Below are 14,294 nucleotides of genomic sequence, written 5' to 3'. Positions count from 1 at the left end.
GGGGTCAGAATCAGTAAATGGACCAAGACGAAGAATCGACTTAAACGCGATAAATGGTTATACGTCTTGTTATTGCCCGGCGTGATTCTGACAATCATCTTTAAGTACTTTCCAATGTATGGCGCCATTATTGCATTCAAAGATTACAATCCGATGTTAGGAATCACGGCTAGTCCTTGGGTCGGCTTGCAACACTTCAAAGATTTCATTTTTTCACCAAATTTCAGTATGTTATTGACCAACACCTTGAAAATCAGTATTTATGGGCTATTATTGGGCTTTTTGCCGCCAATCATTTTGGCGATTTCGCTGAATCAGATCATCAGTAAGAAGATTCGCCAGAAACTGCAACTGATTCTCTATGCCCCCAACTTTATCTCGGTGGTCATCATCGTGGGGATGCTGTTCTTGTTCTTGTCCGCGAACGGTCCGATCAATAGCTTGATCACGAAGATAACGGGGCATCCGATCTTGTTCATGTCGAATCCTGGCTATTTCCGGTCGATCTATATTCTTTCCGGAATTTGGCAAGGCATTGGCTGGTCATCAATTCTGTACACGGCAACCTTGGCGGGGGTCAATTCGGATCTTTACGAAGCAGCCAATTTGGATGGGGCTAATATTCTTCAACGGATCTGGCACATTGATTTACCTGCATTAAGACCGATCATGGTCATTAACTTTATTCTTTCGGCAGGCAACATTATGAATGTCGGATATGAAAAGGCGTTTTTGATGCAGACCTCAATGAATATTCCCACCTCTGAGATCATTTCCACTTATGTTTACAAAATCGGGCTGCAATCCGGGGATTACGCGTATTCAGCAGCAGTGGGCTTGTTCAATATGGTGATCAATGTTGTCTTGTTGGTCATCGTCAACGGCATTACTAAGAAATTAAACGACGGGGAAGGACTCTAGGTGAACGCACATGGATATGCAAACGTATACCAAATTTGATAAACGCATCATGCGGGTCAACCGCATCATTATCGCCTTCTTGGTTCTGATCACGATCATCCCGTTGATTTACGTTGTGATTGCCTCTTTTATGGATCCGGCGACGCTGATCAACAAGGGCATCAGTTTCAATCCGCGTGATTGGACCACTCAAGGGTACCGTCGGGTTTTCGCCGACTCATCGATTCTGCGTGGCTTTATGAACTCGCTGTTCTACTCGTTCACTTTTAGTTTCTTGACGGTCTTAGTGACGATGCTGACGGCCTATCCGTTGTCCAAAAAGGACCTTGTTGGCCGCAATGTGATCACGATGTTCTTTGTCATCACAATGTTTGTTGGGGGCGGTTTGATTCCAACCTACTTGATCATCAAAGATCTGGGTATGCTGGATACACCTTGGGCCTTGATCGTTCCTGGGGCCGTTAATGTTTGGAATATCATTCTAGCACGGACTTATTTCAACGGGTTGCCGAAAGAGTTGTCGGAGGCGGCGACGATCGATGGGGCGAATGATCTGCAAATCCTTTTCAAGATCATGTTGCCCCTAGCTAAGCCGATCATGTTCGTCTTGTTCTTGTACGCGTTTGTTGGGCAGTGGAACGCCTACTTCGACGCCATGATTTACTTAAAGAATCCCGACTTGCAACCTTTGCAACTGGTGTTAAGAAATATTCTGATCCAAAATCAGCCTTCCCAGGATATGATCGGCGCGAATACGGCTATGGCCGAAATGAAACAAATTGCGGAGTTGATCAAGTATTCAACGATCGTTATTTCCAGTTTACCGTTGATCGTGATGTATCCATTCTTCCAGAAATATTTTGATAAGGGCATTTTGGTTGGCTCGATCAAGGGCTAGACCAAAAAAAGGAGAGAGAAAAATGAAGAAAAGTATTCTTGCGTTATCATTACTTGTTGTTACGGCGCTGACCCTGACAGCATGTGGTAAATCTGGGGCTGCTGCGTCAAAATCCAGTCCAGATTATGAATTGACTAAGGTCAAATTACCATTGAAGAAGAAAGTAACGTTGAAAATGATTTCCCAAGGAGCAGCGTTGGCCCCTAAAGATCCTAATAGTAAACTGATCTTCAAACGCTTGGAAAAAGATACGAATGTGCATATCGACTGGACCAATTACAATGCGGATTTTGCAGAAAAACGAAACTTGGACATTGCCAGTGGTGATTTGCCTGACGCCATCTTTAACGCTGGGGCAAGTGATTATGATCTGTTGAATTGGGCGGATAGCGATGTCATTGTGCCGGTAGAAGGCCTGATCGACAAATATATGCCTAATCTGAAGAAAATATTCGCCGAGAATCCGGAATATAAACAGTTGTCCACTGCGCCAGATGGTCATATTTATTCATTCCCTTGGATCGAGGAATTGGGTAAAGATAAGGAATCGATCCATACGGTCAATGACATGGCCTGGATCAATACAAGTTGGCTAAAGAAATTAGGCTTGAAAATGCCGACCACGACAGCCGAATTGATGACGGTTTTGCAGGCTTTCAAGACCAAGGACCCTAACGGCAATGGGAAAGCCGATGAAATTCCGTTCTCCTTTATCAATAATGGTGGCAATGAGGATCTGAAATTCTTATTTGCGGCCTTTGGTCTAGGGGACAATGATGACCATTTGATCGTGGATAATAAGGGGAAGGCAATCTTTACGGCGGATAAACCTGGTTATCAAGCGGCAATTAAGTATTTTCACGAGATGTACCAAGCGGGCCTGATCGACTCGGAAGCATTTGAACAAGATTGGAATACTTACGTAGCCAAGGGTAAGGCTCAGAAGCTGGGGGTTTATTTCACCTGGGATAAGACCAATATCACGGGGGATAATGATGATTATGATGTGTTGCCAGTCTTGGCTGGCCCGAGTGGGGAAAAGCATGTGACGCGGACGAATGGGATGGGCTTCTCACGGGATCGATTTGTGATCACCAGCGCCAATAAGAATCAAGAATTGACCGCACGATGGGTCGACAAAATGTATGAACCGTTACAATCCGTTCAGAATAACTGGGGCACATATGGCGATAAGAAGCAGGCCAATATCTTCGAATTGAAGGATGGGATGTTACATCATTTGCCCCTCAATGGTACGGCACCCGGCGAATTGCGGCAAAAGACTGAAGGCGCTGGTCCGTTGGCTGTGCTGAACAGTTACTATGGTAAAGTGACCACAATGCCAGATGATGCCCAATGGCGCCTGAACTTGATGCATCAGACTTACACGCCATATATCACCAATGACAATACTTACCCTAAGGTTTTCTTAGATAAGAAGGATACCGACCGTTTGGCAAAAATCGAAACGGATATGTGGGATTATATTTATCGTAAGCGGGCTGAATGAATCACCAATGGCAAGATCGATAAGGAATGGCCAGCGTATCTCAAGGAACTGAAACGAGTTGGGCTTGATGATTGGTTGCAGATCAAACAGAAAGGTTATGATAAATTTGTGAAGGGGGCCAGTGCCAATGATTGAGCAGCATAATTTGCTGGCCCAAGCTAACAGCTTCGTCGAACATCAGCGCAATAAGGTCAATCCCCGATATCGGAATCACTATCACTTGATGGCGCCAGTCGGCTGGATCAATGACCCCAATGGTTTTATCTATTATCGCAATGAATACCACATGTTTTATCAGTATCATCCTTATTCGGCTGAATGGGGCCCGATGTATTGGGGACACGCGAAATCTAAGGACCTGATCCATTGGGAACACTTACCCATTGCGCTGGCGCCAGATCAATGGTACGACAAGGATGGTTGCTTCTCAGGCAGTGCCTTTGAGTATGAGCAACGGCTATATCTGATGTACACCGGTCACCGCGTGGAAGCTGGGGTAGCCTATCAAACGCAATGTCTCGCCGTTTCTGAAGACGGGGTTCACTTTGAGAAGTTGACTAGCAATCCAGTGATCAGTGGGACGGAATTAGGATCAGTCGGTGATCTTCATGATTTTCGTGATCCAAAGGTCGTTATTCATGATCATCGCTTTTACGCGCTGGTTGCATCAAAGACAGCAGATCAACGGGGGCAGGTCTTGCTTTTCACCTCAACGGATCTACTGAAATGGGACTATCAGAGTGTTTTGTTAGCGGGTAATGCTGACCAGGGTGTGATGTGGGAGTGCCCGGACTTCTTCGACTTGGATGGTCAGACGGTATTATTGGTCTCACCAGTCCAAATCAAGGCTCAGGGCCAAGAGTATCAGAATATTAGTTCGACCGTTGCTTTTATTGGCGCGATGGATTGGGCCAGCGGTCAATTTAGTCCGCAAACTTATCATGAGGTGGACCATGGTTTGGACTTCTATGCGGCCCAAACCTTGGTTGATAGTCGTGGCCAGCGGATCATGATGGCTTGGATGCAAATGTGGGGACGAACGATGCCCACCGCCGAGCTGGATCATCATTGGTCGGGGTCCATGACACTACCGCGCGAACTGCATATTCGCGATCAACGCTTATTACAAAAGCCGTTAACGACTATTTATCGTGATCTTGAATATAGCTACGGCTCAGAGAATATTGAAGTGACGACACAGCCGGTGACCTTTCATAAGTTGGTGCAAGAGAATACTTATTTCCAGGCCGTGATTGATTTGACCGCGGCGCAGCGCTTTGAGATCGACTTTGCCAAGAGTCACAGCGGCTGCTTGAAAATGACCTATGATCGGGCAGCAACCACCTTTACGCTTTCGCGAAAACAGATGGGTTATGTGATTACCGGCGATGAACCCGGCGCCCATGATAGTCGGTCGGTGGTCGTGCCTTTGATCAATGACCAATTGGTGATTGAAGCGTTTCGCGATACAAGTTCTATCGAGGTATTTATCAATGGACTCCAGGCAATGTCGATGACTTTCTACGAGATTGAGCGGGGTGAAGATATTGAATTCACTGCGACTGGTCAGGCACGAATTATTTCATTTGAGATTGGACGGGTTAAATCATGACATTATATGGGGCAATCGAGGCAGGCGGAACTAAATTTGTTCTGGCCGTGGGCGATGACAAGTATCAAATCGTTGAGCAGCTGACGATTTCCACCGAAGTGCCGGCAATTACAATGGCTGCGACGATTGCGTTCTTCCAAAAATATCAATTGGCGGCAATCGGGCTGGGAACGTTTGGCCCGGTTGATCTGAACCCGCAGTCACCAACATACGGCTACATCACGAACACACCGAAGCAAGCGTGGGTCAATTATCCCATCGTTGCAACCTTAACTGAGGCGTTACAGATACCGGTGATGGTGACGACCGACGTCAACGTTTCGTGTTACGGGGAATATTATTTTGGCAATGCTAAAGGGCTTAATAGTTGCCTGTACTATACAGTTGGCACGGGGATCGGTGCCGGTGCGATCAATCGTGGTCAAATCGTCGGCAACTTAGCACATCCGGAAATGGGTCATGTTGCGCTGGCCATCGATCCTCGGGATACTTTTGCTGGTTGTTGTCCCTATCACGGCAATTGTCTGGAAGGAATGGCCAGTGGCACCGCGCTTTCGCAGAGAACGGGGCGGTCCGGTGCAGCGATTCCGGCGACTGATCCAGCTTGGGATTTGATTGAGAATTATTTAGGTCAGGCCATCTACAATGCCAGTCTAACGTTGGATCCAGAAGTAATCGTCCTAGGTGGTGGCGTGATGAAGCAGCCACGGGTCATCGCAGGCATTCGGCGGAAGTTTCTGGAACTGGATCACGGTTATCGCACCATTGCCATAGCAGACTACCTGCAGCCGGCCCGTTTGGCAGATCAACAGGGAATCCTTGGTTGCTTGGTCTTAGCCATGGGAAAAGTTGATTTAAGCTAGCTAATCTTCAAACCTTACATTATACTTTGTTTATGAATGTGAGGGATCGGTAATGAAAGTAACAATGAAAGAGGTCGCCAGATTAGCTGGCGTCGGCGTCGGGACTGTTTCACGAGTGTTGAACAATGGCTCCGTCAAGGCTACCACCAGACAAAAAGTTGAGGCAGCCATTGCGGAATTGGGCTACCAACCCGATTTTTACGCCCGGGGGCTGAAAACCAACCGAACGCAGACCGTTGCTTTGATTTTGCCCAGTGTCTGGCACCCTTTCTTCGCTGAATTTGCCTTTCGGGTCGAAAAAAGTCTTGAAGCTCGGCATTACAAAATGTATTTGTGCGATTCGGATGGGAACGCCGAGAAGGAAAAAGATTATATTCAGTTGGTGGCGCAAAATAAAGTTGATGGCATCATCGGCATCACTTATTCTGACATTGATAAATACATTTCGAGTAACTTGCCATTTGTGAGTATCGATCGCTATTTTACCGAGGACGTCATTTATGTGACAGCGGACAATTCCACTGGCGGCAGAATGGCGGTTTCAGAGCTGGTCGCGCGTGGTTGTAAGAATATCGCTTATATCGGCGGTTATCAGGAAACGCCCAACGAAACGAAAAGTCGGCGGAAATATTTTGAAATCGAGTGTAACGAACGTGGTCTCAGTTACCAGGTCCTCGATATGCTAGAGCCGATTACTTGGCCTAATTTGGTGCAGCAAGTGCAGGCGCTGATTCGGCAACATCCAACCATTGATGGAATCTTTACGATCAATGATGGGATGGCCTTAGATGTGATCAGGATTTTGCGCGGCCAGGGCTATCGAATCCCGGAAGATATTCAGGTTATTGGTTTTGATGGTCAGCGGATCAATGATGGCGCTGATTATCTGGTCTCGACGATTGCGCAGCCAGTCAAGGAAATGGCTGAGCAGGCGGTGGCGCTCTTGATTGCGGTGATCGAAGGTCAAACCGTGCCGCAACGTACGGTCTTACCGGTGCATTTCGAGGACGGGGGCACAACGAGACCACGGCAAATTGACCTGAGGTAAGGGGCAAGCGCCAACGGTTACGGTTATCAATAGTAGCACCAGCAAAAGACCAGCTCATCTGAGCTGGTCTTTTACTCTCGTATTAAAGGGTCTAGCGTTATTTCAAGTAGACTACGCTTGCCCTTTTGTGCTTGAGACTAATGCGGGCGCGTTGATCTGTGATTTCTCCGCGGTAACACCATGACGCCTAAGCCTAACAGGACCCCGCTCAGTAGCAGCATGCCCAGTTGCTGAGCCCGCCTGTTGCTGGTCTCGGCAGTCTGCGGCAGTCGATCCCGCACCCCGGATTCGGCCCCCGTCGCTGGTAAAACTGGCCGTTCGGGATCCACCGTGTCATCGCCAGAATCAGCCTGATTGTCCTGATCAGTCCCGTCATCACCGGGATCATTCTCGGTATCTTGATCATCATCAGGCTCGGGCGCGATCGTGTCGCCGTCATCCCCGTCGTCAGGTTTTTCGCCATTATTGTTCTCATCGTCACCGTCATCGGGGTTTTCGGATCCGCCGCCACCTGGAGTCTCAGAACCGTCACCTTCATCAGGCACTTGCCCCCAAGGAACATAGGTCGCTGCCCGTGGCGGGTCGTTGTATAGGTCCATCAAATCCACATTGGCGAAAACTGCCGCGTCATCGTCAATTTGTTGCCATTTGCCTTCTCGTCCCGAGGATTCCGGCAAGTCAACGGCGCGCGTTAATTTGGTGGCTGCGCCAAGCTTCAATTTTTTTAAATTAATGAGGCCAGTCAGCATCATATCCAGTCCATCGTCGTCTAATTGCGTGGTGGTCAGCCCCGAAATGTCCAAATCTTCCAGTTGGCTCGGGCCAGTGGGTTCACCTGTGCCTAAATCTAGTGAGGCGAACATGCCCATCGCAGTAGTCAAATTTTCCGTCTGGAAGTGGCTGAGGTTCAGTCGGTGTAATGAATTGGTGTTTAAAAACATCGTTGCCATGGTCGTGGCACTGCTCGTATCCAGACCGGTCAAATTTATCGATTTCAAACTGGTGCAATTGGCAAAAGTGGATTCAAAGCTAGTCACAGCAGCCGTCTTTAGCATTGAGAGATCCAGTGTCGTTAGGCTGGCGCAATCAGAGAAGGTATATGACAAATAACCTAGCGGCTTATCCACAAAGGGTTGAAGATCTAATGTGGTCAAGCTTAAGCACCCTGAGAACATTTGATCCAATGAATAGGGTTGCGTCGGTGTGTTAGACAGGGTGTCAAAAGCACTCAAGTCCAGTGTTGTGAGCTCGGTGCAGTTGGTAAACATGCTATAAATCGCCGCAGCCTGACCGAAATCGAATTGCGTGATATCTAACTCTGTTAAGTTGAAACACCCTTCAAACATGGCACTGAAGTTCGTGACCCGAGCAGTTTTCAATTTGTCTAAACCAACAATTTCGGTTAAGGTCTTGGTCCCTGCGAACATACCAGGCATATAAGTAGCGGCACTAGTATCCAAAGGTGAGACATCTAAACTTGTTAGGCGCGAACAACCCGAGAACATTTGTGAGAAATCGGTAGCGGCACTGGTTTCAAAATGGGTCAGGTCGATTGCTGGCAGTGACGCGCAATCATTGAAGAGATAGCTCAGATCATTGACTTGGGTTGTTTGTAAATGTGAAATATTTTCAAGGACGGTCAGAGACTTCATATTATCGAAAAGGCCGGCCAAACTGCGAAAGGTACCCGTACTATCAGCTGTTGCATGGGCGGTCACGGGACCCTCAAAAACAACTTTTTGAATAGCAGTTTGGGAGCTTAGCCAAGGTAATTGGGAACGCTCGGATGGATTGGTATTATTGTAATCAAAAGCAATCTCGCCTAGTTCACCAGCACCTAGGACAAGCACCAATGTTCCGGCTTGATCCTCCAGACGCCAAGCGACCGTTCCGAAGGTTCCTGCTTTTGAAATTTGGCCTGCTGCTGGTGAAATTTGGTCTATTTCCGGAGTCGCTGGTGTGGACGTTTCGGTGGCCGGCACAGCGGTGGACTCCGTGGCGCCATTGTCATCCTGACCGACCTGCGCTTGTTCGTCAAGGTCTGCCGCTGTCGCCGTAACCGAGGTGATCGGAACTGGGTCCGTTGTCATCGGAGTTGCCGCAAGTTGATTGCTGTCAGCGATAGATTCAACTGATTGTAAAATGGCGTTGCTGTGAGGCTGGGTGTTGACTGTTGCAACTTCTGATGGTGGCGTCGTGGCTGTCGCCGCCAAAATCGTGGCCGCTGGCACAGTGATCGAATTGGATAACACCAATCCGCAAAAATAAAACCAGCCAACAAAAAGCAATCGTCGTGGTTTGTTCACGGCGACCGTTTGCCGGCCAGCGGGTGGTGGTTGCTGTTTAATTTTCATGGTTTCCTCCTGTTTGTGCTCAAGCCGATGACTGAACTTTCCCCCAAATGTTTGACTGAAACATGGCTAGACATCATACCTTCAAGGTAAAGATAACAAACGCGGCGCTGAAAGTAAAGATTAATGCGCGGCGGGGCTGACAGCACAGGACGAGATCATTTGATTAGAATTAGTGACAAATGTGTGCTTCGCTTATGGTTTCTTGACAGGGCCCACGAAAGAAGTAGTCTGATTTGCTGTAACTTCATGTGGAAAGTTGTATAATGAATCTATTAATTTTTCTCATCAAATATAATTATTGGAGGCAATTATGGCAGAAACAACGCGTTTTTATCAGGCATTTCAACCGGACCATTATCAAATTTATCTCGACATCGATCGCGGTACGAAGGTGATCAGCGGGAAAACCACGATCAGCGGTCAGGCCAGCGCGGCGCAAATCGCGATCCATCAGAAGGATCTGGCGGTGACTACTGTTGCTGCAGACGGCGCGGCAGTCCCATTCACCCTTGATCCAAAGAATGATGCTCTGCGGATCGAATTACCGCAAGCCGGCGCTGTGTCTGTGACGATTACCTATACCGCGCCGTTGACCGACACGATGATGGGCATCTATCCTTCCTATTATGAATTGAACGGCGTCAAGGAACAGATCATTGGCACTCAATTTGAAACCAACGCCGCTCGGCAGGCGTTCCCTTGTGTGGATGAACCCGAAGCTAAAGCAACTTTTGATTTGGCCATCAAATACGACGAGCGACCAGGGGAGACCACCTTGAGCAACATGCCGGAACTGCGCGTGGAAAATGGCGTCCATTATTTTGCGACCACGGTTAAAATGTCGACATACTTGGTTGCGTTCGCGTTTGGTGAGTTACAAAGTAAATTGACGACGACCAAGAGTGGCGTTCAAGTCGGCGTTTTCGGCACCAAAGCCCATGCGGCCAAAGAACTGGATTTCGCTTTGGATATTGCCAAACGGTCGATCGAGTTTTACGAAGACTTCTATCAAACACCTTATCCACTACCCCATTCTTGGCAGTTAGCCCTACCTGACTTTTCCGCCGGCGCAATGGAAAACTGGGGGCTGGTGACTTATCGGGAAGCCTACTTGTTGATCGATCCAGATAATACCGCGTTACAGATGAAGCAATTGGTGGCGACTGTGATCGCTCACGAATTGGCCCATCAATGGTTTGGCGATTTGGTAACGATGAAGTGGTGGGACGATCTGTGGTTGAATGAAAGTTTCGCCAACATGATGGAATACGTGGCCATCGACGCGATCGAACCAGATTGGCATGTTTGGGAATTGTTCCAAAAATCCGATGTGCCGGCTGCTTTGACGCGGGATGCCACGGATGGTGTGCAATCCGTCCATGTCAAGGTGGAAGATCCAGCTGAGATCGATTCCTTATTCGACAGCGCGATCGTTTACGCGAAGGGCGCGCGGATGTTGGTGATGGTTCGAGCGCTGTTAGGCGATGAGGCGTTACGGGCTGGTTTGAAGAATTATTTCGCCGCGCATCAATATGGCAACGCCACTGGCGCCGATCTGTGGGCAGCTTTAGGCGCGGCTTCAGGCATGGATGTTGGCGCGATCATGCAGTCTTGGCTGGAACAACCAGGCTATCCAGTGGTCAGCGCCAGCGTGGTTGCTGGACAATTGACCATTAGTCAACAACAGTTCTTCATTGGCGCTGGCCAAGCGTCTGGCCGCCAATGGCAAATTCCATTGAACAGCAATTACGACGCCGCACCAACGATCATGACCGAAAAGCAAGTTGTGCTCGGCGATTATGCCAGCCTGCGCGCCGCGGCGGGTCAGCCGTTCCGGTTGAATGTGGGGAACAATTCTCACTTTATCGTCAACTATGGTCAAACGTTATTGGCCGATCTTTTGCAACAGGCGCCAGCCATGGACCCAATCTCGCAATTACAGATTTTGCAAGACTTACGGTTACTCGCGGAAGGACGTCAGCTTTCCTACGCTGACTTAGTGCCCCTTTTGCCAAAATTCGCCAACAGCGCTGCCAGCCTGACCAACGCGGCCTTATACCGAGTGGTGAACAACCTCAAGAAATTCGTTGAACCAGACTCCGCCGCTGAGAAAAACTTACAAGCGTTTGTTGATCAGTTGAGCGCTGGACAAATGGCGCGCTTAGGCTGGCCGGCTCAAGCAGGTGAATCGATCGATGACCAAATGACCCGACCATTTATTTTGGATGCGGCTCAATACGCGCAAAATCCGCAAGCCATTGTGGCGGCCCACGAAATTTTCGCGGCCAATTCAGCTGACTTAAGTGCCTTGCCGGCAGAAACACGGCCGTATATTTTGACCAATGAAGTGGTCCATTACGGCTCGACGGCACTCTTCGACCGCTTGTTAGCGGATTATCGTCATTCCGCTGACGCCAGCTACAAGAGCAGCCTGTGCTTCGCGTTGACCAAGACGACGGATCCGGACTTGATCGCCCGGCTGGTCACCGCCTTTGAAGATGCGGACACCATCAAACCGCAAGACCTGCGAGCTTGGTACAGCAATGTTTTGAATAACAAGGCTGGTCAACAGGCAGCTTGGGACTGGTTACGCAACGAATGGTCCTGGCTCGAAAAAACCGTTGGCGGCGACATGGAATTCCCAACCTACATCATGGTGACCACAGGCGCTTTCCGTACCCCAGAGCGGCTGGCTGAATTTAAGGCTTTCTTCGAGCCGAAAATCAACGAGTCCGGCTTGATGCGGGAAATCAAGATGGATACCAAAGTGATCGAAAGTCGCGTCGCCTTGATTGCAGACGAACAGGCAGCGGTCAATGCTGCTGTGGCGACCGTTGTTGCTAAATAACATTGTGTGAGTTGGTGTCCGGTTAGATTGCAGGTTTTGGTGGGTGTTGCGCGTGAGCGCAACCGGCTGGGACTGCTGATGCGGACTGGAACGTGGTGGGCATCGTTTGAAGCCAATCCGCAAAGTGCGCGGCTTGTCTTCAAATCGAGCCTTGTCCTAAGCGGCAAAGCCGCCAAGGACAATTTCACCACTGAGCCGCGCAGTCCCAGCCGGTTGCTAGGCAGAATTGAGCCTATCGGCAATCGAAGTTGGGTATCTGACGAAGTGGTTTTGCAAGCTAGCGGTCAAAACAATCGCCCACTTTTGAGGTGGGACGGCAATGCCAACTGAATTGGATCAAGAGATCGGGACATTTTACGTGGGCTGAACAGTCTCTGCTTATTTCTTTAACAATCCCTGGATGGAAAACGACCGATTCGGCCGATTCATCAAGAAGTTGCCTCAGTTCATCAGGCAGACTGCACTGGTGTCACCAATTTAAAAATTGTAACCACTAACCACGGTCGTCAATTACGTGGCTCCCCATCAATTGACCATAGCCTGCCAGCCGGCGTGAGTACTCAAACGGCTGTTAAAACGTTGAGCGGCTGGAGCGGAGAAATTCGGGGTGAGATCGCCGTGAAATTGGCCTTAGCGGCTCTGCCGCTTAGGCCAAGGCTCAGCTTTGAGATTCGCGGGTTTTGCGAAGCTCAAAGTGACGCCCACAGCGAGCTCACCCCGAATTTCGCAGCGCAAGCTGCGGCCAAGCTACTTTTGCTAGGCTAATGCTCAGAAGCTGATCAGGTCGGCTCACACTCTGTCGCGGCGCCAGATTATTTTTGGTGAAGGGGCTTTACAATTCAGACGAATCTGGTAAGATTAAATTCACAGAACAAAAAACAAGAAGCAAGACAAGTAAAACTCGCCAGCCTGACAGTGAATTGGGAATAGTGAAAACCCAACCAGTGCCTGCCCCGTTTGAAAAACACTTGCTTAGTTGCTCGTCAAAATGATCCGAGGATCAAAGTAGGTCGAGCCGTTGCCGGTACGTTACCATCGGTGGTGTATGTTTGTACACTATTGAGGTGGTCTGTTCGTGAACAGGCAACTTGGGTGGTACCGCGAAGTCTTTCGTCCCTAGATTTAGGGATGAGAGACTTTTTTTATGGAAAAATCGAGGAGGAAAATGTAATGAAATTAGTGATCCCCACGGCCTATGACCCCAAATTGTCGATTCCAGAAACGCAAAAAGCGATTCGTTTTATTCGGGAGACTTTCCAGGATGAGTTTGGTCGGGAAATGAATCTGTCCCGGTTATCGGCGCCGATGTTCGTTGACCAGGCGACAGGATTGAACGATAATCTGAGCGGTGTGGAGGAGCCGGTCCATTTTACTATGGCGGATCTGCCGGATCGACGGATCGAAATCGTTCATTCTTTGGCGAAGTGGAAACGGGTCGCCTTGAAGCGTTATGGTTTCAAAATGCACGAAGGCTTGTACACCAATATGAACGCGATTCGTAAGGACGAGGAGCTGGATAATATTCATTCGGCTTACGTTGACCAGTGGGATTGGGAGAAAATCATCGCCAAAAACGAGCGGACTTTGACCACCCTGGAGGAAACGGTCCAGACGATTTTTAAAGTGATCAAGCATATGGAGCACGAAGTTTGGTATCGCTATCCGCAAGCTGTCCATCATTTGCCCGAGCAGATCCATTTCGTGACGACGCAGGAATTGGCGGATCGCTATCCTGATTTCAATGATAAGGAACGCGAAAATGCGATTTGTCGCGAATTGGGGTGTGTGTTTCTCATGCAGATCGGCGGTCGCCTGCGCAATGGTGAACGCCATGATGATCGCGCGCCGGATTATGACGACTGGCAATTGAATGGCGATATTCTCTTTTGGTATGAGCCGTTGCAAATGGCTTTGGAGATTTCCAGCATGGGCATTCGGGTGGATCAGGATTCGCTGGTGTCACAATTGCGGGAGCTGAATTTAGAAGAACGCTTGGAATTCCCATATCATCAAATGGTGTTAAACCACCAATTACCATACACCATCGGCGGCGGGATCGGGCAGTCGCGGTTGTGCATGCTGTTGCTGGGCAAAGCGCATGTGGGCGAGGTTCAAGCGAGTATTTGGCCGCAAGCGATGTTGGATCAATGTGCGGCGAAGCGGATCCAGATCTTGTAGAAATTTATGAACGCGTATGTGTCGTTGGCGGTCGGAATTTTAATGGGAACCGCTAAAAAATA

Annotated in this window: 10 protein-coding genes and 1 pseudogene; 10 read left to right on the top strand and 1 reads right to left on the bottom strand. The window is 48.9% G+C overall.

The genetic code is table 11. From position 1 onward, the window contains the following. Positions 1-9: 9 nt before the first annotated feature. From EKM94_RS07760 to EKM94_RS07735, 6 genes and pseudogenes are all read left to right on the top strand, one after another. Complete coding sequence (locus EKM94_RS07760; RefSeq protein WP_225422187.1) at positions 10-921, top strand: ABC transporter permease; 912 nt, start codon at positions 10-12, stop codon at positions 919-921. A 10-nt stretch (positions 922-931) separates the two neighbouring features. After that, positions 932-1,819 (top strand): carbohydrate ABC transporter permease, encoded by an 888-nt coding sequence (locus EKM94_RS07755; RefSeq protein WP_125599997.1) that lies wholly within the window; start codon positions 932-934, stop codon positions 1,817-1,819. Positions 1,820-1,841: 22 nt separating this feature from the next. After that, a pseudogene (locus tag EKM94_RS07750) lies at positions 1,842-3,464 on the top strand (ABC transporter substrate-binding protein). Next, complete coding sequence (locus EKM94_RS07745; protein WP_125599994.1) at positions 3,457-4,941, top strand: glycoside hydrolase family 32 protein; 1,485 nt, start codon at positions 3,457-3,459, stop codon at positions 4,939-4,941. The pseudogene EKM94_RS07750 and the gene EKM94_RS07745 overlap by 8 nt, the downstream one beginning before the upstream one ends. After that, entirely contained in the window at positions 4,938-5,804 is an 867-nt protein-coding gene (locus tag EKM94_RS07740; RefSeq protein WP_125599991.1) for an ROK family protein, read from the top strand. Before EKM94_RS07745 ends, EKM94_RS07740 begins: the two co-directional genes overlap by 4 nt. A 52-nt stretch (positions 5,805-5,856) precedes the next feature. Then, a complete protein-coding gene (locus EKM94_RS07735; RefSeq protein ID WP_125599988.1) occupies positions 5,857-6,852 on the top strand; it encodes a LacI family DNA-binding transcriptional regulator in 996 nt (331 codons plus the stop codon). A 137-nt stretch (positions 6,853-6,989) separates the two neighbouring features. Here EKM94_RS07735 and EKM94_RS07730 read toward each other — a convergent pair whose 3' ends face one another. Then, on the bottom strand, positions 6,990-9,206 hold the full coding sequence (locus EKM94_RS07730) for a BspA family leucine-rich repeat surface protein (protein ID WP_125599985.1): 2,217 nt from the start codon (positions 9,204-9,206) through the stop codon (positions 6,990-6,992). Positions 9,207-9,516: 310 nt separating this feature from the next. Between EKM94_RS07730 and EKM94_RS07725 the strand changes: the two genes are divergently transcribed. The 4 genes from EKM94_RS07725 (at position 9,517) to asnA (ending at position 14,232) form a co-directional block, all read left to right on the top strand. Then, the gene (locus tag EKM94_RS07725; RefSeq protein ID WP_125599984.1) at positions 9,517-12,054 is read left to right on the top strand and encodes a M1 family metallopeptidase; all 2,538 of its coding nucleotides are present in this window, start codon (positions 9,517-9,519) and stop codon (positions 12,052-12,054) included. 39 nt (positions 12,055-12,093) lie between these two features. Beyond that, the gene (locus EKM94_RS07720) at positions 12,094-12,384 is read left to right on the top strand and encodes a hypothetical protein (protein WP_125599983.1); all 291 of its coding nucleotides are present in this window, start codon (positions 12,094-12,096) and stop codon (positions 12,382-12,384) included. A gap of 222 nt (positions 12,385-12,606) precedes the next feature. After that, the gene (locus EKM94_RS07715) at positions 12,607-12,819 is read left to right on the top strand and encodes a hypothetical protein (RefSeq protein ID WP_125599982.1); all 213 of its coding nucleotides are present in this window, start codon (positions 12,607-12,609) and stop codon (positions 12,817-12,819) included. A gap of 405 nt (positions 12,820-13,224) precedes the next feature. Beyond that, positions 13,225-14,232 (top strand): aspartate--ammonia ligase, encoded by a 1,008-nt coding sequence (gene asnA / locus EKM94_RS07710; RefSeq protein ID WP_125599981.1) that lies wholly within the window; start codon positions 13,225-13,227, stop codon positions 14,230-14,232. Positions 14,233-14,294 lie beyond the last annotated feature (62 nt).

Origin of the sequence: Lapidilactobacillus achengensis (assembly GCF_003946655.1) — a bacterium.
Lineage (GTDB): Bacteria > Bacillota > Bacilli > Lactobacillales > Lactobacillaceae > Lapidilactobacillus > Lapidilactobacillus achengensis.
The sequence above is the reverse complement of the archived record's forward strand: the minus strand, read 5'-3'. Positions and strand labels throughout refer to the sequence as shown.

Excerpts from the sequence above, each read along its gene's own strand:
- EKM94_RS07755 (WP_125599997.1), top strand. The coding sequence starts at position 932 with ATGGATATGCAAACGTATACCAAATTTGATAAACGCATCATGCGGGTC.
- EKM94_RS07745 (WP_125599994.1), top strand. The coding sequence starts at position 3,457 with ATGATTGAGCAGCATAATTTGCTGGCCCAAGCTAACAGCTTCGTCGAA.
- EKM94_RS07740 (WP_125599991.1), top strand. The coding sequence starts at position 4,938 with ATGACATTATATGGGGCAATCGAGGCAGGCGGAACTAAATTTGTTCTG.
- EKM94_RS07735 (WP_125599988.1), top strand. The coding sequence starts at position 5,857 with ATGAAAGTAACAATGAAAGAGGTCGCCAGATTAGCTGGCGTCGGCGTC.
- EKM94_RS07730 (WP_125599985.1), bottom strand. The coding sequence starts at position 9,206 with ATGAAAATTAAACAGCAACCACCACCCGCTGGCCGGCAAACGGTCGCC.
- EKM94_RS07725 (WP_125599984.1), top strand. The coding sequence starts at position 9,517 with ATGGCAGAAACAACGCGTTTTTATCAGGCATTTCAACCGGACCATTAT.
- asnA (WP_125599981.1), top strand. The coding sequence starts at position 13,225 with ATGAAATTAGTGATCCCCACGGCCTATGACCCCAAATTGTCGATTCCA.